The following is a 23,846-nucleotide window of genomic DNA, read 5'->3' as shown; positions in this document are numbered from 1 at the left end:
ACGGCCGCTCTGCACACTCCGCCTCACCACAGTGGGTCGATGGTGGAACGTTGGCTAGGAAGGAACAGGTGCTGATCATGGGCTACACGCTTGCGGACAAGATCTGGAGGAGCCATCTGGTGCGCTCCGTCGAGGGCGAGCCGGACTTGGTCTACATCGACCTGCACCTGCTGCACGAGGTGAACACCCCCGCCGCGTTCGCGGGTCTGCGCGCCGCCGGCCGCACCGTCCGCCGCCCCGACCTGACGCTGGGCACCGAGGATCACAACACGCCGACCGACGACGTGCTGCGCACGATCACCGACCCGGGCGCGGTCGAGCAGCTCGACCACATTCGGCGCAACTGCCGGGATTTCGGTATCGAGTTGTACTCACTCGGTGATTCCGCACGCGGCATCGTGCACGTCATCGGTCCCGAACTCGGACTGACGCAGCCCGGGATGACGCTGGTCTGCTGTGACTCGCACACCAGCACCCACGGCGCTTTCGGAGTTCTCGCCTTCGGTATCGGCACCAGTCAGGTCGAGCACGTCCTCGCCACCCAGACACTGCCGATGGCGCCCATGCAGAACATGCGCGTAGTCGTCGACGGTCAGCTGCCGCCCGGAGCGACGGCGAAGGACCTCATCCTTGCGGTGATCGAGCAGATCGGCACCAGCGGCGGGCAGGGCCACGTCATCGAATACCAGGGCGAGGCGATTCGCGCGTTGTCGATGGAAGGCCGGATGACGGTGTGCAACATGTCCATCGAAGCCGGAGCCCGGGCCGGTCTCATCGCCCCGGACGAGGTCACCGTCGAGTACCTGCGGGGCCGCCCGCACGTGCCGTCCGGGACCGCGTTCGATGACGAAGCCGAGTATTGGCGCACCTTCTTCACCGACGAGGATGCCGTCTTCGACAAGGAAGTGCACCTCGACGCCGCCACCATCGCCCCTCGGGTGTCCTGGGGGACGACTCCCGCCCAGTCCGTCCCGCTCGACGCCAAGGTCCCCGACCCGGGCTCATTCGTCGACGTGGTGGATCGCGCCGCCGCTGAGCGCGCACTGGCCTACATGCAGCTGACTCCGGGGACGCCGCTGCGCGACATCGAGGTCGATGCGGTGTTCATCGGTTCGTGCACCAACGGCCGGATCGAGGACCTGCGGGAGGTGGCCGCGGTCTGGGAGGGTCGGCGCATCGCGCCCGGTGTCGACGTCCTCGTCGTTCCCGGGTCGGAGGCCGTCCGCGCCCAGGCCGTCGAGGAAGGCCTCGATGAGATCTTCGCCGCTGCCGGTGCCGCGCTGCGGTACTCCGGGTGCTCGATGTGCGTTGCGCTCAACGACGACCGACTGCGGCCGGGACAGCGGGCGGCGTCGACCAACAATCGCAACTTCGAGGGCCGGCAGGGGCGGGGTGTGATGACGCACCTGGTCTCACCCGCAGTGGCCGCCGCGACCGCGATCACCGGACGCCTCACGGCGCCCGCAGACCTGAAGGACTGACCACACATGGAACGTTTTACTGAATACACCGGAATCGCTGCGCCGCTGCGCATTTCCGATGTCGACACCGATCAGATCATTCCGGCTCGCTTCTGCACCGGGGTGACCAAGGAGGGCTATGAGGACGCCTTACTCCACGATTGGCGCCTCGACCCGGAGTTCGTGCTCAATCGACCCGAGTACCGGAATGCGTCGATCCTGGTGGCCGGGAAGAACTTCGGTGTCGGATCGTCACGGGAAATGGCGGTCTGGGCGTTGCAAAACTTCGGCTTCAAGGCCGTCCTCGCCCCGCGGTTCGGGGATATCTTCCGCGGCAATTCCCTGAAGAACGGTCTGCTGACGGTGACGCTCGCGCAGTCGGTTATCGACGAACTCTGGGACACGATCGACAGCAGGCCCGAGATCCCCGTCACCGTCGATCTGGTCCGACGGGAGGTCCGAGCGAGCAGTGCCGTTTACCCGTTCGACCTGGACGACAATGCCCGCTGGCGACTGCTGGGCGGCTACGACGACATCAGCCTGACCCTGCGCGACGTCGAGGACATCGACACCTACGAGGCGGCCCGCCGGCGCACCCTGCCGACGTCGCGGCGTGTCGTGATGGAAGGAGCTCTTCGTGGCTGACACCGATCTCACCGACACCCGATCGCGCATGACCGGCACCGTTCCGCAGTCGAAGATCCTGACCACCGAGATCCCGCGCTACGTCGAAGACTATGTGTCCCGGTTGCTGGCGATACCGGACACGGCATCCGCCGTCGCCGACGCCCTCGACGAGCTGGGCATCGGCACCGCAATCACTGCGACCGAGCTGAAACCGGTTTCGGAACAGGCGCGAATGTGCGGTCCCGCGGTGACGTTGCGGTATGTGCCCCTCGGAGGGGACGTGACCGGAAACCGCGAAAGCGGGCGCGGCACCACCTTCGGCGACCGCGACCTCTACGGCCTCGGGCGCCCCGGGGACGTCGCCGTCATGGACTGTTCGGGATCGCGGTCCGGCGCGGTGATGGGTGCCCTGTCGGCCCGGTGGGCGGTGAAAGCACAGATCGGGGGCTGCGTCGTCGACGGCGCGATTCGCGACACCGGCTCCATCCTCGCAAGTGGTCTGCCGGTGTGGAGTGCCACCAGGCATCCCGCCGCCGCCCGCTACCGCTACGAGACCGTGCAGATGAACGGTCCGGTCTCGCTGTGCGGCCATCTGGTCAACCCCGGCGACTACGTCGTCGCCGACATCGACGGTGTCTGCGTGATCCCGTTCTTCGACGTCCCACAGGTCGTCGACTTCTGCGAAAACGCTCACCGCACCGAGATCGCGTTCATCGACCGCATCGACGCGGCCGCGACTCTGGAAGAACTCGTCGCCGGGCTGGCCCCGGGCACAGCCCCCGCCTGACCGCCGACGTCGACATCACACGAAGGAACACAGCCTTGTCCTCCACCATGCAGACCCGCTCGTCCACGTTCTCCCTCGACGACCGCTACGTCCTCGAAGACGGATCGGTCTACCTGACCGGAATCCAGGGGTTGGTACGCGTGCTGCGGGACAGGGCCATCCTCGACCGGCGGCGCGGCCACCGCACCTCGTCCTTCATCTCCGGCTACGAAGGATCACCGCTGGCCGGGTACGACCTCGAGATCGCCCGCAAACGCAAGATCCTCGACGAGTACGACCTCGTGCACCGTCCCGGTGTCAACGAAGAACTGGCCGCCACCGCCGTGCTCGGCACCCAAATGGCACCACAGATCGGGCATCTGCGCTCGGACGGGGTCACCGGATACTGGTACGGCAAATCCCCCGGACTCGACCGCGCCTCCGACGCGATTCGGCACGCCAACCTCGTCGGAACCGATCCGCGCGGCGGCGCCGTCGCCCTTGTCGGCGACGACCCGGGCGGCAAGTCCTCGAGCCTGGCATGCGCGTCCGAGGTGGCCATGGCGGATCTGCTCATCCCCACCCTCTACCCGGCCGATTCCCAGGAGGTGCTCGACTACGGGCTGCATGCACCGTTCCTTTCCCGGTTCACCGGCCTGTGGTCGGGATTGAAAATCGTCACCGCCGTCGCCGACGGCGCGAGCTCCGCCGTCGTGCACCCCGACCGGATCGACCCGAGCTTCGGTGACCTCGGACCGAGCACGTACACCCCGAACGCCAACCTCGTCGGCCCCAACCTGCTCACCCTCGAACGCAGCCAGATGATGGACCGGCTGCCCCGCGCGCTCGACTACGCGCGCATCAACAAACTGAACCAAATCGTGCAATCCGGGCCCGACGACCGGATCGGCATCGTCACTTCCGGTAAGACGTATCTCGATCTGCGCGAGGCACTCTCACTGTTCGGCCTCGGACCTGCAGACTTGCTCCGGTACGGGATCCGCATTCTCAAGCTGGGCATGATCTACCCCGTCGACCCCGAGATCGTGCACCGGTTCGCTGCGGGGCTGGACGAGATCATCGTCGTCGAGGAGAAGCGGGCGTTCCTCGAGACCGCGGTCCGCGACATCCTCTACCGGCGCGCCAACGCCCCGGTGGTCATCGGTAAGACCGATCCGAACGGCAAGTCCCTGGTCAACATCTTCGGAGAGCTCGACGCCGACCTGATCGCCAATGCCCTCAGCCGCCGACTGGGCGACGAATACGGCATCGAACCGGTCCAGCTGTGGAGACAGCGCCCCAGGACCTCGAAGATCGCACTGCCGCTGCTGAACCGCACCCCCTATTTCTGCTCGGGATGCCCGCACAACTCCTCGACCAAGGTGGCACCGGACACGCTGATCGGCGGCGGAATCGGCTGCCACGCCATGGTGATGATGATGGACGACAAGCAGGTCGGCGACGTGATCGGGTTGACCCAGATGGGCGGCGAAGGCGCCCAATGGATCGGCATGGCCCCGTTCCTGGAGGAAAACCACCTCATCCAGAACATCGGCGACGGCACGTTCATGCACTCGGGCAGTCTGGCGCTGCGCGCCGCCGTCGCCTCCGGGGAGAACGTCACCTACAAGCTGCTCTACAACGCCACCGTCGCCATGACCGGCGGACAGGACCCGGTCGGCGCCATGCCGCTGGACCGGATCACCCGGCTGCTCCTCGCCGAAGGGGTCAAGAAGGTCGTGGTCACCACCGAAGACCGCAAGCGCATCAGCTCACTGAAACTCCCCAAGGGCGTCGAGATCCGGGATCGGGACGACCTCGTCGACGTTCAGACGGAACTGGCGACGATCGCCGGGGTCACCGTCCTGGTGCACGACCAGGAATGTGCCGCCGAGAAGCGCCGCAAGCGCAAGCGCGGCACCCTGCCCACCCCGACCACCCGGGTGATGATCAACGAACGCATCTGCGAAGGCTGCGGCGACTGCGGGGAGAAGTCCAACTGCCTGTCGGTGCACCCCACCGACACCGAGTTCGGCCGCAAGACCACGATCCACCAATCCTCCTGCAACCTGGACTTTTCGTGCTTGAAAGGGGACTGCCCTTCCTTCGTCACCATCACCCCCGGCCCGAAGGAGCAGCGCACACCTGTCCCGGCCATCGCCGCCGACCTGATCACCGACCCCGACGTGCCGGCGATCGACGGCCAGTTCGGGGTGCGGATCATGGGCGTCGGGGGTACCGGTGTCATCACGGTCGCGCAGGTCCTGGCTACCGCCGCCGTGATCGACGGCAAGTTCGTCCGCAGCCTGGACCAGACCGGCCTGGCGCAAAAGGGCGGCGCCGTGGTGTCGGATCTGAAGATCAGCGCCGAACCCCGCGAGGGCGCCTCGAAGATCGGCGAGGGCCGCTGCGGTCTCTACCTCGGCTGCGACTCCCTCGTCGCCACCGACCCCAACAACTTGAAGGTCGCCAACAGCTCCGACACCGTCGCCGTCGTCTCCACCACCGAAATCCCCACCGGTCAGATGATCGTCGACACCGCAGTGCATTTCCCGGAACTGAGCACCATCCGCACCGCCGTCGACGGCGCCACCTCCCGCGCGATCTACCTCGACCCGGCTCTGCTCTCGCGTGAGTTGTTCGACGACGAGCAGTACACGAACATGCTCCTGATCGGAGCCGCCTTCCAGACCGGTGTCCTCCCCATCGAGGCGACCGCAATCGAACAGGCAATCACCCTCAACGGTGTCTCGATCGAGGCGAACCTGCAGGCATTCCGCCGCGGCCGTCAGGCCATCGCGGACCCCGAAGCCCTCACCGCCGCTATCGAGGGCAACCGGCGGGCCGACTTCGAACCGGCCGTCCCATCTCTCCAGGCGCTCGCCCTCGCCGGCACGGTCCGGGCCTCAGCCGATTCCGAACTCGCCCGCATCGTCGGGCTACGCACTGCCGAACTCATCGACTACCAGGACATCGACTACGCCCGCGACTACGCCCAGTTCGTGGAATCGGTACGCCAGCGGGAAGCCGCGCTGGTCGGACACTCCACCGCACTGACCGAGGCCGTCGCGAAGAACCTGTTCAAACTCATGGCCTACAAGGACGAGTACGAGGTCGCACGCCTGGCCTTGGACCCTGCCTTCGACGCCGCGATCAAGGACGCGTTCGGCAAGAGCGCGAAACGGTCGGTCCGGCTGCACCCCCCGATGCTGCGCGCCATGGGGATGAAGAACAAGCTCTCACTCGGATCCTGGATCAACCCCGGATTCCGGACGCTGCACCGCATGCGCAAGATCCGCGGCACCAAGCTCGATGTGTTCGGCTACCACCACATCCGGAAGATGGAACGCGAGCTGATCACCGAATACCGCGAAACCATCGAGCAACTCCTCCACCTGCTCAACCCCCACAGCGTTTCCGCGGCGGTGGAGATCGCCGAACTGCCCGACCTCGTCCGTGGGTACGAACAGATCAAGGTCGCCAATGTGGCGTCGTACCACCAGGAACTGCACAAGCTCCTCGAGGCGTACCCCCTTGCCGCCCGAGCCGAGAAGCAAGCCGTATAGGGCCCACAAACCGGCGGACACCGGTCAGCCCGAGGCCGCCTCACAGCACGCACGGAAACGATCACAAAGGAACATCCATGAAGAAGTACGTCCCGTCATGGCACGACGAGGAGGTCAAAGCACTGTCCGACCTCGCCGCCGGGTTCTTCGAACGAGAAGTCGTCGCCCACAACGAAACCTGGGACGCCCAGCAGCGCATCGACCGCTCGGTGTGGCTCGAAGCCGGCAAGCTCGGACTGCTGTGCTGCTCGATCCCCGAGGAGTACGGCGGCGGCGGTGGCTCCTTCGCGCACGATCTTGCCGTCTTCGACGCCCAGGGTTACGCCGGTGACCTGTCCTTCGGCATCTCCGTGCACTCGGGCATCGTGGCGCACTACATCCTCGAATACGGCACCGACGAACAAAAGACGACCTGGCTTCCGGGGATGGCGACCGGGGATATCCTCGGCGCCATCGGCATGACCGAACCCGGCGCCGGGTCGGACCTGAAGGCAATCAAGACCATCGCGGTCCGGGACGGCGACCACTACATTGTCAACGGGTCCAAAACCTTCATCACCAACGGCGCGTCCGCCGACATGATCGTGCTGGCGGTGAAGACCGACCCGAAGGCCGGTGCCAAAGGGGTGGCACTGCTGATCGTCGACCTACGCGACTGCCCCGGCTTCACGGTCGGGCGGGTCCTCGACAAGGTCGGCCAGCACGGCGCCGACACCGCCGAGCTGTCATTCACCGACGTACGCGTCCCGGTGACGAACCTGCTCGGACAGGAAGGACAGGGATTCGGACAGCTGATCGCGCAGCTGGTGCAGGAACGGCTGATCATCGGCGCGCAGGCGGCGGGGGCCATGCGCCGCGCGGTCGAGGACACCGTCGACTACACGAAATCACGGCAGGCCTTCGGGCACAGCCTGTTCGAATTCCAGAACACCGCCTTCGAACTCGCCGAATGTCAGACGATCGCCCGCATCTGCGAGGTGTTCCTCGATCACTGCATCAGCGAACACTTGGCCGGGCAGCTGGATCCGGCCGAGGCAGCGATGGTCAAGTACTGGCTCACCGAACAGCAGTGCTCCGTCATCGACCGATGCGTCCAACTGCACGGCGGCTACGGCTATATGCGCGAGTACCTGATCGCCCGGATGTACGAGGACGCCCGCGTCCAGAAAATTTACGCCGGCGCCAACGAGGTGATGAAGAGCATCATCGCGAAATCGCTGTAGGAGAGTCGCCGTTGGAGAAATCCCGGCAGGCACGTATGACGACGCCGATTGCGGAACGACGACCGGGGCGGACTGTCCGAACGTCGAGTCCCCGACCCGTCCCGTAAGCGGATCGCTCATCAGGGGCTATCGACGCGGCGGCGGAGGGGTGCGCATGGCCTCACAATGCCCTGCGCCATGCCGATACTCCCTGAATATCGATCCGACACTCACATCTGATTCCCGATCTCGATACCAGTGATCCTGCCGACGACGGGATCGGGACGACCACACCTGATCTGAGGAAGCGGACATCTCGACGCCTACTGCGACTAGCGACTTCGCCGTCCGTCATCGATCAACGAGAGCCGGTCCGTCGAGCGAGCAGCCGCCGACGTGGACAGAAAAGTCGGTTCGGGTGTGAAATCCCCGGTCAACCGCTCCAGAATATCTGTAGTGGTGACTGTAGACATTGAGGGGTCGCTGTTGTAGAGTTCCTCTCGTCGCAAGGTAAGAGTTCACGAGGTGCGGGAGAGAATGAACTGCCCGCAGCGAAGTACCGCAAGACCAGGATGTGCCGGGCAAGGGTTGATGTGAGTGTGTAAGGCCCCGGCATATCCGGCGGCGGTCGGGCGGCACGAAGGCCCGACGGCCGGAAGAAGTGCAGTGAATAAGGAAGTGAAACCCGCTCCGGCCCCCGGTGCCTCACGGCGCCGGGGGCCCTGTCCGTTCGAAAGGGGTCACCCCATTCCGGAAGATTCGCCCGACCGCCGCGCGGCCGGGAAGCTCGACGACGAGGACTACCCGGCATACAGCATGGGTCACGCCGCTGAGATCCTCGGCGTGACACAGGCATTCCTGCGCAGCCTCGACGCCGCGAAGCTGCTCACCCCCGGACGCTCGGAGGGCGGCCACCGCCGCTACTCCCGATACCAGCTGCGTCTCGCCGCCCGAGCCCGCGAACTGATCGACCAGGGCACCGCGCTCGATTCCGCGTGCCGCATCATCATCCTCGAAGACCAACTCGCCGAGGCCCGACGCATCAACGCTGAACTCCAGCACACCCACCGCCCCAAGTCGGATCAGCCCGGCCCCGCATCCGGCTGAACCACCGCCGCCCCTTCGGAACACCAGTCGAGGTCCATTCCGCGGAAGCCGTCCATCCGCTCGGCGACCTCACCTCGGATCTTTGCGAGAACGGACTGTCCGCACAGCCCAGACCACACCATGCGAGGCGTCGGTGTGCGGTCCCGCAAAACGATCGATGAGCGGACAAAATCGGAGGCCTTTCAGCGGCCCATCACCGCGTGCACACTCCGATGTTGGACCACGACCGGGCCAGTGAGTCTGGCGGGCCAGATCTGAATCTTGTACTGCTCGACCGGCACTTCCGCGACGAGGTCCCACATAAGGTCACGCCCGAATGAGTGGACTCGGACGCGGTAGGTTCCCACGCCGGCGGAGAGGACGGTAGGCGGAAAACTGGCGATCGGTGTCTCCGAGTCGGTCAGCACGGTGACAGTGTCGGAAAATGTCTCGAACGAAACCTCTTCGATGTCTTCCCAACCGTCGTCGACAGTGACTGGACGGTCGCCGAGCACTTCCACCTCGAGATCGAGCGGACCCATGTACATCCCGGTATAGACGTAGACCATCCCGGGATCGCTCCCGGCTAGGCCGAAGCCGATTTTCGGCAGTGGCGGAAGCTCCTCCCACGCGCGTTCGTCCTCGTCCTTCAGACAGAACATGCGGTCGACCTCCGCGCTGCCCGTATATCGCACTCGTCTCACCTTCCATAGTCCGATCGATTCTGTATCCATCTCCGAGTACCGCCGGAGGATCCGCTGACGCTCAATGACAGGTCACCGAACCACCTGCGGAACGGTCGGGAAACGCGCCGGCGGACAGGTGGTTCCCGCGAGCGGATCGGCAACCGGTCACCGATCTGAACAAATCGGTTGGCCTGTCGACCAGCCTTAGTTGCAGACCTGCGGTGCGACGAGAAACAATCCGCCACAGACGAAGGCGCGGGATAGCTTCCACTCACTGTCGGAACGCACGAAGGGGATGGGTCCGACCGGGTAAGGGGCCATGCGTTCGAGGTGGCCCTGGCCAGTCGCGTTGATCATGTCTGGGCCGACGGGTTCCACGGTGGTGAACTGGATGTATTGGGGTGAGGGTTGCGCACCCCAGGCCCGCGCGATCGGCAGGGTCTGGTCGCTGGGGCCCTCCAAGAGTCGCGCGCGGTCCTCCTCGCGTATGGAGTAGTTGGTGGTGGCGTTATACAAGGCGGTCAGTTGCTCGGCGGTGGGGACGGGATCGGTGATCGGCGCCGGCGGCGGTGCAAACTGGGTGGATTGGACGAAGACGCTCGGATCGCGCGATTCGGCTTCATCGCCGGGCGAGCAGGCACAGGCCGCGATTGCGATCGCGAGAACAGAGCTGGCGCCTAACGCGACTTCCCTCACCCTCATGATCTAGGTATCGCCCCAAGCCGACGCAGCGTGACAAACCCGTGCCACGCCCCCACCGTCTTGCTCGACGCCTCCCCGATAACGCCTCGCCGGCAGGGGTTGGTCAGCTCGGGCGTTCGGGCCGCAGGCTTGGATGATGGATGGGGACTGTCTCGCCGCTGGCAAGGGTTACTGTGACGTGCAGTTTCTCTCTCCACCGCGCGCGGAGCACCGCAAAGACGACTCCGTCGGCTCCGACACCTCCGGTGTCTGTATCGAGCGACGACCTCACTTCGAACTGAGACACGCCTTCGGCAGCGATTCCGGTCAGTGCCATCCATCCGAACTCTGGTGGTTCCTTCGCGACGGACGGATCGCCGGATTGATGGACGGTCAACCGCTTCAAGTGCGAAGCCCGAAATGAGCGACCGAAGTTAGCGCGGGGATTGGGTACCCCGAGGATGAGGGATGCCTTCGGTGAATCGTCACCGGGCTGAACAAGAACCGCCCAACGGGTCGTGTCTGCGGCGAATACGACGGCGACTTCGGAGTCGCGCTCGATGAGCCGGACTGGACCGAATCGATCTCCGGCGGTGGTGCGGTGCATCAAGGGGACTTCTTCGCTCGCAAGCGTCACCGCTGGGTGGGTGCGTAGGTCTTCGTCGATTCTGTCGAGAACCGGCAACAACGTGTTCCCCGGTTCGTCATCCGGTGTGTTCGACGATATTCGGATGCTCATGAACCCTCCAGACCGTGCCCTCAGACCCGATCGATAGTCAGCAGTACACCGTAAGTGGGCCACGTCTTGGCGATCTGTCATCGTTTCGAGACCCGCGTGGGTCGAATCCCACGCGGGTGCTGAGCGTCCCGGAGACGGAACGGTGACCGGTCATCGATCCATCACCGGGATCATCCGTCACCTGCCGGGCCGAGTGGAAGATTGGCACGTGAACGTTCGTGGTGATGATGCAGTATCGACTTATGTCTCCGACGATCGGAATCGTTCGTAGCTGGAACCTCGAGGAGGGCTGGGGGTCATCGACTCACCCGAGACGCCCGGTGGTTGCTGGGTCCACGCGACGACGCCGTCGACGAAGACTCGTATGGGCTTGGATCTTGGTCGTCGAGTGTATTTCGAGTGGGAACGTCTACCAGGGAAGGGGGTCCAGGACGGCTTCGACTTCGTCGCTACCGACGCATGGTACGTCGGTGAAGAACCGTATCGCCGTCCTCAGGGACCTAGCTCTGCTGCATTCAGCACGTCGCTGACGATCACCTTCGACGATGGCCCTGACCACAAGGATCACCGGATTCCGCTCTTCGGCTCTCGCGGTGAGCAAGTGCTGACCGCCACCTGGATAGCGCGGCAGGGCCTGCACCTGGTGTCGTCGGACCTACCGGATGCGTGGGTCAACGCGCTGGGTCGGGTTGGCCACGATCTGAACGTGCGTCAGTACGGCGGTGTGGTCGAGCGGATCGACTGGGTCGCTGAGTACCAACCGGACAGCGGCTACGTGTTCCTTCTGAGCGATGTGACGGTGCTCGGTCGCGGTCCCAGCGGTTTAGGTATGAGCGGAAGTGCCGCGCAGGTCGACGATGAAGTGGAGTCGGTCGTCGTCTGCATTGCCGACCTCGTTCAAGACCAGGTGGCCCGCGCTCATGTCGCGTGGCCGTGGGGCGATACCGGTGGATTCATGACGCCTCGACTCGTCGATGCCGTCGCGGTCTGGTCCGGTAAGGGCCACCATAGAGTGATCGGCAGCCTTTGAGAGCAATCCGAGTCGACACGACGAACGGGTCAGTGTATTCAGGGCCCGTCGGAGCACCAGCGCCGCCCGAAGGTCCATCGGTATGCGGTAATGAGAGCGAAGATTTCGAGGTCAGGTCGCCGCCCTATTTGCCACACTGTGTATCGATGCGGGATACGACAACGCGGGCGGGGGAACGTTGCTGGCGCCAATGGACATCGTGATCGACGTCGACTACAACACGCTGATTCTGCGGCCACCGTTCGACAGCGAGTTTCTCGGTACGGAGTGGTTCAACCAAGAACCGTGGTTCGTGAATGGTGGTCGCGGCCGGGTGGTGATCCATACGGGCGGGCGAGGCTTGATCCGCGTGACTGTCGCCGCAACCGAAGGCGTGGCCCCTCCGATCACAGACTCGTTGCTCGATGAGTGGGAAGACATCGGGGAGGCGTCGTTCACCACCGAGGATGACGAGATCTGCTTCGATGGTGTATCTGGGAGCATCATCGGTCCGATGGAGACGGCGGGACCTGGCAGCTACCGGATCCGCGTGCTCGCCCAGGGGCGCACTGAATACTGGGACTCGTACCCACCTAAGTCCGCGCAGCCGTGGGTGCACCTCCAGCTCCAGATCTGGCCTCAGGACCCTGCGCCGCAGAGACTCCTTCAGTACCGGGACCGATTCACGGGCGATGTGATTAGACCTGCTGGCGGTGTCGTATAGCGATCCGCTCTCGGGGATCGCTCGAAGGCTCACGGTATCGCTGTGAGCTTCATTCACCGCGAGGTCGCACAGTCTGGTAAGTATTGAGGATGATCCTCAGCAACTCGCCGAAAGGCGCATGAGCGGCGACAACACTGCGTCATCTGGGCGCACAGGTTCGACGAGAGAGTTTCGGGCGGGGCCGTTGGCCGGACATGGTTCGGTGTTGTGGATCCTCGATGTAGGGCAGCCTGTTCTCATTCGTCGAGCAGAGGACGGTTCCACCAGCACGCACACCATGCCGGGTGTGACGCGCCGCTCGGGAATAGTCGGATACACACCTCGTTGGCTTCACGCCGACAACTCTGGATGCTGGATCGTGGGGGCTGACGGCATCGCGCACTGTGATCACGCCGGTACCGTCACGATCGTTGACTCCGCCCCGGTCTCGGCATCGGCACTAACAGACGGCGTCCTGGCCACCGCGGCACCAACACATCCGGTGACGAGCAGCTCCCTGATGCTGCGGACATTGAGCAAGGGCGTCTATGCCACCGTTGGTGTGCCGGCGGACATCGAGTCGGTCAGCCCGGGCGATGGCGGCTTTCTCCTGTTCATGCGCACCGGGGCCCAGGGCAGGATAGTCGCGCAGAATCAGCGTGGGCCGTGGTGCGCGCGGGTTCGCCTCGACGGTGCACTCGAACTCGGAACGGCCTGGCCACGCCCGTTCTGGAACTCCGGTGACACCACGCTGGTGGATGTGGGGGCGCCACTCGCGGTCGGCCGGTCGGAAATGCGCGGCCAGTTGCTCGACGAAGAACTATGCCCCATCGTCTCGGTGCCGTTCACATCGGCTTTCCCGCCGTGGACGACCGAATCGGGGACCTGGCTGGTGATGCGATCGAGGGCGTTGGCGTACCAACTGCAGGACCCTGCCTTTGCGGCCGGTTACGACGGCACCGACGAGCAGTTCACCTACTTTCGTCCCGATCGCGCCATAACCCGGCCCGAAACATGGGTAATCGCTCCCGGCTTCCCGATTAGTCTGGCGACACTGCCGAGTTTCGATCAGGTATGGGTGTCGACCACGTCGGGCACGTTCGCCACGGCCCATGGCGCACTCACCCACAGCGGTGCCCTCGCCCTACACGACGTGGATGCGGAATTGCCTGCGATACCGGAACTTCCAGTCTCACCACTGCTCAAGCTGGGCGATCCTGACGAATGGACGGAACGTCAACGTGTCCGACTACTCGCGGAAAACACCCCACAAGGTTTGCTCGATATCGAGATCGACGGCTGGTTCCCGACGACGACCCTTATCGTGACGTTCCGCGTCGCTGGACTGAGCGGGCGGGTGTGCGCGCGGCGTATGTCGGTGTTCGACCGCGACGGACGGCCACGGCTGTGGCAGGGTGCCCCTAGCCTGATGGAATCGATACTCCTCGATATTGACGAGTCCGGGGGTGTCCGCCGGTTGCAGAAGAAGGAACCGGGTCCTTTCGGATGGGTCTGGGTTTGATGGCGGTTGCGTCCATAAAGATGGTGTACCGACCGGATTCGGATCTGACCGGCGTGTCGTAGCCCAATGAAGGCGGCCATCGCGTGACTCTTCGAGAGACCGACCAAAGTCACTCGATGAAGGACCACGCGATGACCACTGCCCACGATATCGACCTGCACCAGTTCCTGACCGACCGCCTCACCGACGCCAGCCCCGACCTGCTGCGCAGCCTGCTGTCCACGTTCATCGACGCGCTGATGGGCGCCGAGGCCGACAGCCTGTGCGGTGCCGGTTTCGGTGAACGCTCCGACGACCGCATCAACAGCCGGAATGGCTATCGGCACCGCGACTTCGACACCCGTGCCGGCACACTCGACGTCGCGATCCCCAAGCTGCGCTCCGGTTCGTATTTCCCGGACTGGTTGCTGCAGCGCCGCAAACGCGCCGAGAAGGCCCTGACCTCGGTGGTGGCCACCTGCTACCTGCTCGGCGTCTCCACCCGCCGGATGGAGAAACTCGTCGATTCCCTCGGCATCACCAGCCTGTCCAAGTCGCAGGTGTCCGTGATGGCCAAGGACCTCGACGCCCAGGTCGAGGCGTTCCGCAGCCGACCCTTGGACGCCGGACCGTACACGTTCGTCGCCGCCGACGCCCTCGTGTTGAAGGTCCGCGAGAACGGTCGGGTGGTCAACGTGCACGCACTCGTCGCGGTCGGCGTGAACGCCGAGGGCTACCGAGAGATCCTGGGCCTGGACGTGACCTCCAGCGAGGATGGTGCCGGTTGGTTGGCGTTCTTCCGGTCGCTGGTCGCCCGCGGGCTGTCCGGAGTGCGGTTGGTGACCTCCGACGCGCACGCCGGCCTCGTGTCGGCGATCGGCGCGACCCTGCCCGGGGCCGCTTGGCAACGCTGCCGAACGCATTGTGACTGTAAGGAATTAATGTGCCGATTCGGGTGTGTCGCCCTCTCGTGGTGGTATGGCGGCGAGGAGGGCGGCGGCGGTGCGGTAGCGGATGGTTGCCGGTGCCGGGGTGTAGCCGTCCTGTTCGAGCAGTGGCCGCACGTCGAGCAGGGCATTGCCGATGGTGCGGGGGCTGACCTGGAACAGTTCGGCCAGGACGGCGCGGTTGCAGAGCTGGCGCATATGCAGAACGGTGGCCAGGACGCGTTCGGCATCGGTGATCTTCTGGAGGAAGATTCCGCCGCGGCCCCCTGGCATGCGTTCGCCGCCGCGTTGGGCGTAGCGGCGTCGCTCGACCATGGCGGCTTGCCGGACGGCGAGGCGTTCGACGAGGTCGCCCAGTTGCCGGCGACTCATGCCGGTCAGAGCCGGATGCGACAGTGCCTCGGGGAGCGGCCGATTCGGTGTCGGGTCGGGTGCCGTGCCGTCACGGAGAAATCCCGCGAGGTCTGCAGCGGTGCTGAAGCGCAGCCCGACGGTCGGGGTGACGTGATGGCCGTGTTCGTCGAGCAGCATCCGCGTTTCGGCGATAATTTCGCCGATGGAGTTCGGATTCACCCCGAGCAGATCCGACAGCACCCGCTGAGGGCAGACCTGCCGCAGATACACGACGGTGATCAGCAGGGCCGCGGCGTCCGACAGCAGCCGTCGCCCGCCGGCACCCGGGGCATTGCGGCGCCGGCCGCCGCGTTGGTGCCAGCGGCGTTGCTCGGCGCGCGCGGCCTGGGCCGGTGCCAGCCGTGCGGTGAGTTCGTCCAGCTCGTCGCCCGTCATGCCGGTCAGACGCGAGTCGGCGAGCATCGCGACAGCCGCGACGCGCTCGCCTTCCCGGTCCCGGCCGGGAACCGGAGCGGCGTCGGCGTGAGTGGGTTCGATGGTGTAGTTCCACGTTCCGCACTGGGCGTGCGGTCGGATGGGCAACGCGCGCAACTCGTCTCGACCAACCGAAATCCCGATCGGGTAGTCGCCGGTGTCCAGCTCGGCGTCCACGCGCAACCCGGTGCGGGTGCGGGTGGAGGCGATGGTCTTGACCACGACCTCATGGCTGGTCAGCGGCCGCCCCCGCCAGTTCATGGTGATCTGGGAGAACAACCGGTGCTCGATCTTGTTCCACTTCGAGGTGCCGGGCGGGAACTGGCAGACCGTGATCGCCAACCCGGTCTCGGATGCCAGCGCAGCCAATTCGGCCTTCCACAACCGGTACCGGTAGCTGTTGGAGCCACCTGCGTCGGCGGTGATCAGCAGCCGGCTCGCGTGCGGGTAGTCGGCGGCGCCGCGCGCCTGCCACCAGCGGCGGATGGAGGCGACCGCGAACGCGGCGGTGTCGTGGTCGACGCCGACATTGACCCAACCGGCGTCGGTGGTCAAGTCGTAGACGCCGTACGGGATGGCCCGTTCCGCATTCGGTCCGGTGAAGAAGCTGTGATCGACCACCCGCACCGGATCGCCCTGCGGGCGCCACTCGCGCCCCGGGGTGGGCAGCTGGCCGAGTTGTTCCTTCTTCTTCGAATCGACGCTGATCACCGGCTCGCCCGCGTCCTGGTGCGCCTTGACCTGCTCGTTGATGTAGCGGAACTGCACGTCCCGGTCCGGGTGCTGCTCGCCTTCCAACGTCTTGGCGTTGGCCTGCAAACTGAATCCGTTGTCCCGCAACAATCGTCCCACCGTCGGCGCGGACACCGGATGGCCCTGCCGGGTCAGCTCCTCGGCCAGGTGTCGCAGCGACTTGGTCGTCCACCGCAACGGAGACTCCGGATCCCCACGCTCATCCGGCTCGACCAGCGCCAACAACGCAGGCACCAGCTGCGGATTCAGCGCGTCCGCACCCTTGCGGCCCCCACCCGGACGGCGGACCCGACCCGTCGGCGCCGGCTGCTCGCCGGCCTCCAACTCGAACACGCCCCTGCGAACCGTGGTCTCGCTGACACCGACCGCCCGGGCCACCGCCCGCACCCCGCCATGCCCCAGCGACCGGGCCTCCGCCGCCAACGCCAAACGCCGCTGCCGCTCGTTCAGATGCGGCAACAAGACCTCGAACCGCTCCCGCAGCCGCCCGTCGACCTCGCTCACAACCGCCCTACCGCACCGACCCGACTCAAACCGCAAAACACCATGTTATTACCTTACAGTCACATTATTCGACCAATCTCATGTCCCAGACACCGAAGAATTCGTGGCCCTGGGTGCGTGCGCTCCTGCACTCCGTTTACGACCAGCCGGACGCCGATTCCGTTCATGCTCAATATGATCGAGTGATCGACGCCTTGTCGGAGAAGCTTCCGAAGGTCGCCGACCATCTCGACGCGGCTCGCCCGGATCTGCTCGCGTTCACCGGCTTCCCGAAGCAGATCTGGCGTCAGATCTGGTCGAACAATCCCCAGGAACGGCTCAACAAGGAGATCCGGCGCAGAACCGACGTGGTCGGGATCTTCCCCGATCGCACCGCCCTGATTCGGCTTGTCGGCGCGGTACTCGCCGAGCAGCATGACGAGTGGATCGAAGGCCGCCGCTATCTCGGGCTCGACGTGCTGGCCCGCTCCCGCGGTGTCCACCCCGACGGCACCGCCACCGAATCCACTCAGGAGGTGACTCAAGCGGCACTGACCGCATAACCACCCGACGAAGACTCACGCGACGATGTCGTACACCACCTCACGGGACTTGACCTTGATGGCGGACAACCGAACTGAACGCCCCCGAGGAGCAAATCGGTTGTTCCGATGGCGCGTCTCCCCACTCCTTGTGTGGACGTCCGGTGAGGGATCCCTCAGAGACTTACAGGCTTCGAGTGCACGCACCCATACCTGCGGCGCCTCGACGTCGTGATCAGACCCGATCGCGGGGCCTCCGTCGAACAAGCCAAAGTGCCACACCAAACTGTCCTGATTCCACAAGTCCTGGATCGGCATAACGCCATCTTCGCGCGTCCGAGCTGCCCGCCCGTGTCATTAGCCTGATTGCACGCCAGGCCCGTCTCGACGCTGTTGCCTCGGTGACGAGGCGGGGTGTCGTGCGCACCAATCCAGCTCTGCAATACCTGCCGCTGGTCGGAAAGGGATCCGTCATCGAAGACCGTCACCATTGGCGTGCCGCTCCCTTCTCATCCTTGTTCCGGGCTGTCGGCCGTCGGATGTCGAATATCGTTGGCCGTGCTCCCCGACGACTTCGCCAGCCGTCGCTCGTAGAAGGTGATTCAGATGGACAGCTTCATTCATCTGGCAGGAGACAGCTGGAACTTCTGGTCCCCATTTCCGCCCGCAGTAACTTTCTGGCTGATCGATGTAATGGGCCAGCTTTCGCGGGCGGGAATCATCCTCGGAGGCAGCTGAGGATCGAGCGATGCCGCACCCGTAGCCGCCAGCGTCTGGACCTGGTGGACATCCCGGCCGCGCAGTTCGGACCGAGCAAGATCGGTCGTATGCGCTCGGCCGTTGCTGCTGACCGAGTGAGATTTTGAGCCTCCGCAGCTCCCGCCAGCGGATGGCCAATTGGAGCACCGCTGGAGACGCGCCGCCACTCTCCACGGAGCATAACGTTTCACGTTATTAACGCAGTGCGTTATACTCGTGGAGTGATCGAGTCGTTCGCCGACAAAGAGACCGAGCGGGTCTATCACCGACAGTTCTCGAAGAAGCTCCCGCAGGACATTCAGCGGATCGCGCGCCGGCGCCTCCTGTTGATCGAGGCTGCCACCGACGTCAACGACCTGAGGGTGCCCCCAGGCAACCGCCTGGAGAAGCTCTCCGGGGACCGGTTGGGCCAGTACAGCGTTCGGATCAATGATCAGTACCGCATCTGTTTCATCTGGCGCGCCACCGCCGCATACGACGTGGAGATCACCGACTATCACTAACCACCAGAGGGGAGCCGACGCTCCATCCGACCACAGAATCGACAAAGGAACACCGACAATGACTACAGACCTGAGCCCAATTCACCCCGGCGAGATCCTCCGCGAGGACTTCCTCGAGCCGTTCGGCATCACGCAGAACCGCCTAGCCACGATCATCGGTGTTCCGCCCCGACGGATCAACGAGATCGTGCTCGGCAAGCGGTCGATCACCGCAGACACCGCGTTGCGGCTGGCCAAGGCGTTCGGCAACAGTGCGCAGTTCTGGCTCAATATCCAGGACCGCTACGAGCTCGACCTTGCGGCCGACAAGATAGGCGACGCCCTCGCCAAGATCACGCGTCTCTCGGCATAGAGAGGCAGAAGGGGACCGTCGGTGTGATTGCCCGCCGCACCGGACGGAACGATCACCGGGATGAATCGTTCGAAGGCTGAGCCATGCCGGGCCTGGAAGGCCAATGCACCAACGGCATCAGCTCCGGGCAGCGGTCCTGGCCTGCCCTTGCCGATGATGTTTGACCGTGGAGTCCCAAGCACTGCGCCGCCGGCGTTGTGCGTTCGAGAGATGGGAATCAGCGATGTACATCGGGTATGCACGAGTGTCCACCGATCAGCAAGACCTGACCACACAGCAGCACGCACTGCTCGGGCTCGGGGTCTCACCGGAACGGATCTACGTCGATCACGGCTTGACCGGCACCAATCGTCAACGGCCAGGACTGCAGAACGCCCTTGCAGCGTGCCGGAACACCGACACCCTCGTGGTGACCAAGTTGGATCGCCTGGCCCGTTCGTTGCCCGATGCTCGGGACATCGTCGACGAGCTCACCGCTCGGCACGCGTGTCTGCAGATCGGAGCCTCGTTGCACGATCCCACCGACCCGGTCGGTCGCCTGTTGTTCAACGTCCTGGCGATGGTCGCCGAGTTCGAGGGCGACCTGATTCGGGCACGAACGAGGGAGGGGATGCGGATCGCGAAGGCGAAGGGACACCTGAAGGGCAAGAAGCCGAAGCTCAACCCACGCCAGGAACGGCACCTGGTCGAGCTTCACGTGTCAGGCGAGTACTCGACCGCTGAACTGGCCGATCTGTTCTCGGTGGGCCGGTCGACGGTGTACCGGGCCATCGAACGCAGCGCCCACCGGGCTCAGCGTGACGCTCTCTCAGATTTCAACACCTAGCCATCCCCGCTGGAATGTCCGCCGGTCCCATACCGGCGGACGATCGCTCTCTGGGATGGTTACTCCGCCGGGTAGTCGTAGACGTGCTCGTGGGGATAGACGAGACCGACCTGTGTGTGGAGTTGTTTGGGTTGGACGTCTTCGCCGAGGTAGTAGATGACACGGAGATCGCATCGTCGCGGAATCTCGGAGATCAACTTGTCGATGATCCGGATGATCTTCGCTGGGCCAATGACAGTGTCATCTCGAAGAACGTCTTGAGCATCCGCAACAGAAATCACGACCCGTTTCACCGGGCGTCCCGGTCGGTCGCGATATCGGCTGCCGATGCCTCCATGCGTGATATCCACGAGATCTCGAAAGCACTCCTCGAACGAGCCGATTCCATCCGCTCCGTAGTAGCTCGGAAACTCGAGGGCATCGCCCCATGTTCGAGCAAAGTCCGGGAGAGTTCTGCACCGAACGCCTTGGATCGTGACGAAGTGAGTAGCCGGCTCTTCGCGGTCAAGGCATGCACCCATCACGGCATCACGGACAGGCGGCATGTTCGGGTAGACCTTGATCCAGGGGAAGGCTGGATCGGAGGTTCCGAGCTGGGCAGCAAGGCCCGCAAAGGTCTCAGCCAACCGACTTTCGACGTTCGCCCAGAAAGAATCACCAGTCCGAGAACGGCGGAGGAGGGAGGAAATCTCTGCGGCTACGTCATCGAGTCTCCGTCCTGATGTCTCCAGCCGATCCTCGAGTTCTCTGACATCACTCAGCAGCCGATCCCGCTCACCCAATAGCCGCGTGACCTGGTCTGCATCAGGGTCGCTGCTCATCAACCCACGGTAGGCGGGAGTGCACCCGGTCGGGGGCGATCCGTCATCTTCCGAAGATCATCCGACCGAAGCCGAAAGCTCCACGCCCATCGATTGCCTGGCCGCGGTCGCGCTCGTTCCGAAAGCGGATCGCTGATCGGGTCCGACTTTCGCAGGAACGGGTGAACGTCTTCGTCCGTGGTCGGACTCGCCGAAGGTGGTCCCGACCGGGGAAACCTGGCTTACGCTCACCGCATGACGGCATGGATCGAGGTTCTGAAAGCACTCACCACCGGCCCTGAACTGCCCATTCGCGGCACCATCCGGGAAGTGCGCCCGGACGGGTACACCGAAGGCTTCGCAGGAGGGGCGTCGAGCGGGCCGAGTCCGATGCTCGTTGTCACCGGCGACGGTTGCCGAGTGTGGCGGCATGGCAACCGGCTCCGCGTCGAGCGCGTCGACGGACGATTGACCTTCGTCACCGACGGTATCCAGGCGTGGGACTTCACCGCCGATTCCGAACGACCTCGAACCGGCCCACCAGATCGTGTCCACTATCTGGGGTCGAACCAGTTCTTGCTGCAACGGCGTAGCGCCGCCGACTGGTCCGGCGATGACTTCACCACCCCCACCGGCCCGGTGGAAGAAACCGAGTTCGCCGACCGAGAGTGCTGGACGGTCGAGCTGGCACCACCGCCCCACAAGCCTTACCCGTTGCGGATCTGGGTCGATACCGCATCCGGACAGATGCTCGGCTACCGCTCCGAGCATGCCGGCCAAGGGGCGCAGTTCGTCGATCTCGTCGTCGGCGAGGACTTCGACGACGGACTTTTCGGCTGGGACGGACCGGTCTATACGCCGGAGGAGTATCAACGGAGGCTGAAGGACCAGCACCTCACGGTGCAGCGCGAACACGCGGCCTGGTTCTCTGAGGCGGTCACTGCGTCGCCGATCGGTACCCGAGTCCCGGTGGACTTCACTCCCGACAGTTTTCCCTTCCGGGACCCCGAGACGGGAGCATTCGACGCCTTCAATCACGACACATTGCTGTCTCGGCGTCCGCGCAGCGAAGACGGGTGGACGCCGAATTGGGGTCCCCTCCACTATGTTTGGTCGACACCAGACTGGGACTGGGCGGCCGGCGGCATCAATCTCGACCTCGACGACGAGGCGATTCGTCTCCTCCAGAGGTCCTTGCACCCCGAAGAGCCGGTCGACCGGCAACGGAAGATCGATCCACCCGGACGAGGCCGCACGAAGTGACCCTCAAGTTGAGGTCGGAACCAAAACTCAATGAACGACGACGCCAGCTTCTCTCCGGTTATCCATCGTTGACCGGTCGGCGGTCCTCGCCGTACGGGTGGACCGGTGCGCACCGCGGCATAGGTCAGGATCCCGACGATGGGCTTCCGGGCAACGGGTTGATGGTGTCGCTGTCCCACGTGATCTTCTGATCGGGGGTCGCGGGGAGTGCTTCAAGTTCAGGGGCGGAGAGTACGGCCTCGACACATTCGGCTGACGCACCGAGGTAGGTCGTCATGAGGTCGATGTCGGTCGCCACGCACCATGCGCGATCCTCGGGCCACCATAGGTGCGCACTCATCCCCAGCATGCCGCCACCGAATTGAGTGTCCGCGAGATCGATGTCTCCAGAAAACAGGACCATGTGCTCTCGGCTGGGCATCGGCAGCCGCGGATAGTGTTCGGGAGCGGTGATGCGGCCGGATCCTTCCCAGTGGGCAAACCAGCAGGTATCGGGTGTCCGGGTGAAGCGTCGGAGTACACCGACCACGGCGCGTGCAGTCCGAGGCGGCAGTGATCCTCGCTCCGGCGCCTCCTGCCATACCCCCGGTTGTTCAGGGGTGCGCCAGCTTCCCACAAGCGATCCCCACTCCATGACGGGATGCGCCGTGGTGCCGTTGGCGGCAGCGACGTCAGCCCAGCGGATCGGATCGCCGTCAATGGTCATTGCAGGATGGAAGATTCGGGCGTACGAGGCGAACACCGGAGGCACCAGGGACGCAATGGCGTGTTCGTTGAACCGGTGCACGTGCTTGACGATCCACATCCCGGGCTCGACATCGGCTGCCATCCGCAGGCCGCGCTCTTGCCAGTCCCGATCGTCAGTCGGGTCGGGATCTCGTGCCATGGGTCCATGGCACCACAGGCGTCAGGGCTCTGTACTGCCATTGATCGGACACAGATGCTGACCGAAAGGGTATCCTCATCCGGTGCCTTGATTGGCGTTCGGCTATCGGAAGTGCCGATACCTGTCGGCTCTTACACTGTGGCGATGGGGGCGCGCACCGAGATCGATCCCGCTGGAGTGGCATGAGCTGGTTGATGCGTGAGGATCAGCGAATGGTGGAAAAACTTCTCCTGCAGGGCGTTATCAGCCTCGCCGAGGCACGTCGGCTGCGAACACCATCTGGTCAGGATCCGTTTCTCCGGGACGCCGTCGACAACCTTCTGATGGATCTGTCCGGCTACCCCCTCAGAGAAGGTGGGCCGCGCTCCGGGTTGGACCAACTCGAGTACTTCAGCAAGGCCATCGCCCGGGAGCCGATCGAGTTCGCCCACAGTCTCGATACCCGAGTCGGTCGAATCGTTCTCGATGCGACGTCGGGTCTTACCCATGAGAACCGCGCCGAACGTCGATGGGCGATTCTCGATCCTCTCGGGGCGCCGCGGATGGACCGGCGGGAAGCCGGCATGAACGTTTGGGTGCGTCTCCTGTCTTCCCGTGTGACGGACGGCCTGCTTCACCCGGTTCTGTGTGCAGGGCAAATTGCGGGAGTGGGCCCGCTGTCTGTGGATGATGCGTACAACTCGCGGGAGGTGCAGATCAACCGCGCTGCTCCGCGTTTGTACAAGACGTGGGTGTCCGATCCCGGCACCCGTGACAGCCAGGAACACAGCATGCGGGATCTGTTCGAGTCAGTCAGTTGGGCTCGTTCGTTGTCCTGAATGCCCGCGGTCCCCTTTCGCCGATCGGTGACCGGTCATCGATCGCTGATCGGCCCACGA

Annotated in this window: 21 protein-coding genes and 2 pseudogenes; 17 read left to right on the top strand and 6 right to left on the bottom strand. The window is 64.5% G+C overall.

All coding sequences use genetic code 11. The annotated features are described in order from the left end of the window. The first annotated feature begins 77 nt into the window (after window positions 1-77). From leuC to DTA22_RS26400, 6 genes are all read left to right on the top strand, one after another. Window positions 78-1,481 (top strand): 3-isopropylmalate dehydratase large subunit, encoded by a 1,404-nt coding sequence (leuC, locus tag DTA22_RS26425; RefSeq protein WP_112301711.1) that lies wholly within the window; start codon window positions 78-80, stop codon window positions 1,479-1,481. A 6-nt stretch (window positions 1,482-1,487) separates the two neighbouring features. After that, window positions 1,488-2,105 (top strand): 3-isopropylmalate dehydratase small subunit, encoded by a 618-nt coding sequence (gene leuD, locus DTA22_RS26420; protein WP_112301449.1) that lies wholly within the window; start codon window positions 1,488-1,490, stop codon window positions 2,103-2,105. After that, window positions 2,098-2,874, top strand: a complete 777-nt coding sequence (locus DTA22_RS26415) for an RraA family protein (RefSeq protein WP_112301448.1) — start codon at window positions 2,098-2,100, stop codon at window positions 2,872-2,874. Before leuD ends, DTA22_RS26415 begins: the two co-directional genes overlap by 8 nt. A gap of 35 nt (window positions 2,875-2,909) precedes the next feature. After that, the gene (locus DTA22_RS26410) at window positions 2,910-6,419 is read left to right on the top strand and encodes an indolepyruvate ferredoxin oxidoreductase family protein (protein ID WP_112301447.1); all 3,510 of its coding nucleotides are present in this window, start codon (window positions 2,910-2,912) and stop codon (window positions 6,417-6,419) included. Window positions 6,420-6,496: 77 nt separating this feature from the next. Then, the gene (locus DTA22_RS26405; RefSeq protein ID WP_112301446.1) at window positions 6,497-7,642 is read left to right on the top strand and encodes an acyl-CoA dehydrogenase family protein; all 1,146 of its coding nucleotides are present in this window, start codon (window positions 6,497-6,499) and stop codon (window positions 7,640-7,642) included. A gap of 645 nt (window positions 7,643-8,287) precedes the next feature. Continuing rightward, window positions 8,288-8,728 (top strand): MerR family transcriptional regulator, encoded by a 441-nt coding sequence (locus tag DTA22_RS26400; protein WP_255309519.1) that lies wholly within the window; start codon window positions 8,288-8,290, stop codon window positions 8,726-8,728. A gap of 182 nt (window positions 8,729-8,910) precedes the next feature. On the opposite strand, the gene DTA22_RS26395 is transcribed toward DTA22_RS26400, so the two are convergent. From DTA22_RS26395 to DTA22_RS26385, 3 genes are all read right to left on the bottom strand, one after another. Then, window positions 8,911-9,402, bottom strand: a complete 492-nt coding sequence (locus tag DTA22_RS26395; RefSeq protein ID WP_235214567.1) for a hypothetical protein — start codon at window positions 9,400-9,402, stop codon at window positions 8,911-8,913. A gap of 195 nt (window positions 9,403-9,597) precedes the next feature. Next, on the bottom strand, window positions 9,598-10,095 hold the full coding sequence (locus DTA22_RS26390; protein WP_112301444.1) for a hypothetical protein: 498 nt from the start codon (window positions 10,093-10,095) through the stop codon (window positions 9,598-9,600). A gap of 103 nt (window positions 10,096-10,198) precedes the next feature. After that, a complete protein-coding gene (locus DTA22_RS26385; protein WP_146777800.1) occupies window positions 10,199-10,759 on the bottom strand; it encodes a hypothetical protein in 561 nt (186 codons plus the stop codon). Window positions 10,760-11,177: 418 nt separating this feature from the next. Here DTA22_RS26385 and DTA22_RS26375 point away from each other — a divergent pair, with 418 nt between their 5' ends. The 4 genes and pseudogenes from DTA22_RS26375 to DTA22_RS26360 all read left to right on the top strand — a co-directional run. Beyond that, a complete protein-coding gene (locus DTA22_RS26375; protein ID WP_245973397.1) occupies window positions 11,178-11,843 on the top strand; it encodes a PLP-dependent aminotransferase family protein in 666 nt (221 codons plus the stop codon). Window positions 11,844-12,033: 190 nt separating this feature from the next. After that, the gene (locus DTA22_RS26370) at window positions 12,034-12,546 is read left to right on the top strand and encodes a hypothetical protein (protein ID WP_037240892.1); all 513 of its coding nucleotides are present in this window, start codon (window positions 12,034-12,036) and stop codon (window positions 12,544-12,546) included. Between the two features lie 358 nt (window positions 12,547-12,904). Then, window positions 12,905-14,047 carry a hypothetical protein gene (locus tag DTA22_RS26365; RefSeq protein WP_037240891.1) on the top strand — a complete coding sequence of 381 codons (1,143 nt, stop codon included), beginning with the start codon at window positions 12,905-12,907 and terminating at the stop codon, window positions 14,045-14,047. Window positions 14,048-14,178: 131 nt separating this feature from the next. Further along, a pseudogene (locus DTA22_RS26360) lies at window positions 14,179-14,949 on the top strand (IS256 family transposase); the annotation flags it as partial. A 15-nt stretch (window positions 14,950-14,964) separates the two neighbouring features. Here the strand turns inward: DTA22_RS26360 and DTA22_RS26355 are convergent. Then, a complete protein-coding gene (locus DTA22_RS26355; RefSeq protein ID WP_112301442.1) occupies window positions 14,965-17,058 on the bottom strand; it encodes an ISAzo13-like element ISRop2 family transposase in 2,094 nt (697 codons plus the stop codon). A gap of 56 nt (window positions 17,059-17,114) precedes the next feature. Between DTA22_RS26355 and DTA22_RS26350 the strand changes: the two are divergent. From DTA22_RS26350 to DTA22_RS26330, 5 genes and pseudogenes are all read left to right on the top strand, one after another. Continuing rightward, a pseudogene (locus DTA22_RS26350) lies at window positions 17,115-17,600 on the top strand (transposase); the annotation flags it as partial. A gap of 585 nt (window positions 17,601-18,185) precedes the next feature. Beyond that, window positions 18,186-18,317, top strand: coding sequence for a hypothetical protein (locus DTA22_RS36870; RefSeq protein ID WP_009480666.1), 132 nt, complete (start codon window positions 18,186-18,188; stop codon window positions 18,315-18,317). Between the two features lie 242 nt (window positions 18,318-18,559). After that, window positions 18,560-18,841 carry a type II toxin-antitoxin system RelE/ParE family toxin gene (locus DTA22_RS26340; RefSeq protein ID WP_112301440.1) on the top strand — a complete coding sequence of 94 codons (282 nt, stop codon included), beginning with the start codon at window positions 18,560-18,562 and terminating at the stop codon, window positions 18,839-18,841. Window positions 18,842-18,899: 58 nt separating this feature from the next. Continuing rightward, a complete protein-coding gene (locus DTA22_RS26335) occupies window positions 18,900-19,193 on the top strand; it encodes a HigA family addiction module antitoxin (protein WP_007297375.1) in 294 nt (97 codons plus the stop codon). Window positions 19,194-19,416: 223 nt separating this feature from the next. Next, entirely contained in the window at window positions 19,417-20,019 is a 603-nt protein-coding gene (locus DTA22_RS26330) for a recombinase family protein (RefSeq protein ID WP_007297376.1), read from the top strand. Window positions 20,020-20,078: 59 nt separating this feature from the next. On the opposite strand, the gene DTA22_RS26325 is transcribed toward DTA22_RS26330, so the two are convergent. Next, window positions 20,079-20,840, bottom strand: a complete 762-nt coding sequence (locus tag DTA22_RS26325) for a barstar family protein (RefSeq protein ID WP_039951252.1) — start codon at window positions 20,838-20,840, stop codon at window positions 20,079-20,081. 234 nt (window positions 20,841-21,074) lie between these two features. Here DTA22_RS26325 and DTA22_RS36440 point away from each other — a divergent pair, with 234 nt between their 5' ends. Further along, window positions 21,075-22,082, top strand: a complete 1,008-nt coding sequence (locus DTA22_RS36440) for a hypothetical protein (protein ID WP_176582589.1) — start codon at window positions 21,075-21,077, stop codon at window positions 22,080-22,082. A 124-nt stretch (window positions 22,083-22,206) separates the two neighbouring features. On the opposite strand, the gene DTA22_RS36360 is transcribed toward DTA22_RS36440, so the two are convergent. Next, window positions 22,207-22,968, bottom strand: coding sequence for a hypothetical protein (locus tag DTA22_RS36360; RefSeq protein WP_245973398.1), 762 nt, complete (start codon window positions 22,966-22,968; stop codon window positions 22,207-22,209). A 182-nt stretch (window positions 22,969-23,150) separates the two neighbouring features. Here DTA22_RS36360 and DTA22_RS26310 point away from each other — a divergent pair, with 182 nt between their 5' ends. Continuing rightward, a complete protein-coding gene (locus tag DTA22_RS26310; protein WP_245973399.1) occupies window positions 23,151-23,786 on the top strand; it encodes a hypothetical protein in 636 nt (211 codons plus the stop codon). Window positions 23,787-23,846: the final 60 nt, after the last annotated feature.

The sequence above is a fragment of the Rhodococcus wratislaviensis genome (assembly GCF_900455735.1).
GTDB lineage: Bacteria > Actinomycetota > Actinomycetes > Mycobacteriales > Mycobacteriaceae > Rhodococcus_F > Rhodococcus_F wratislaviensis.
This window is presented reverse-complemented; position numbering and strand designations above follow the sequence as displayed.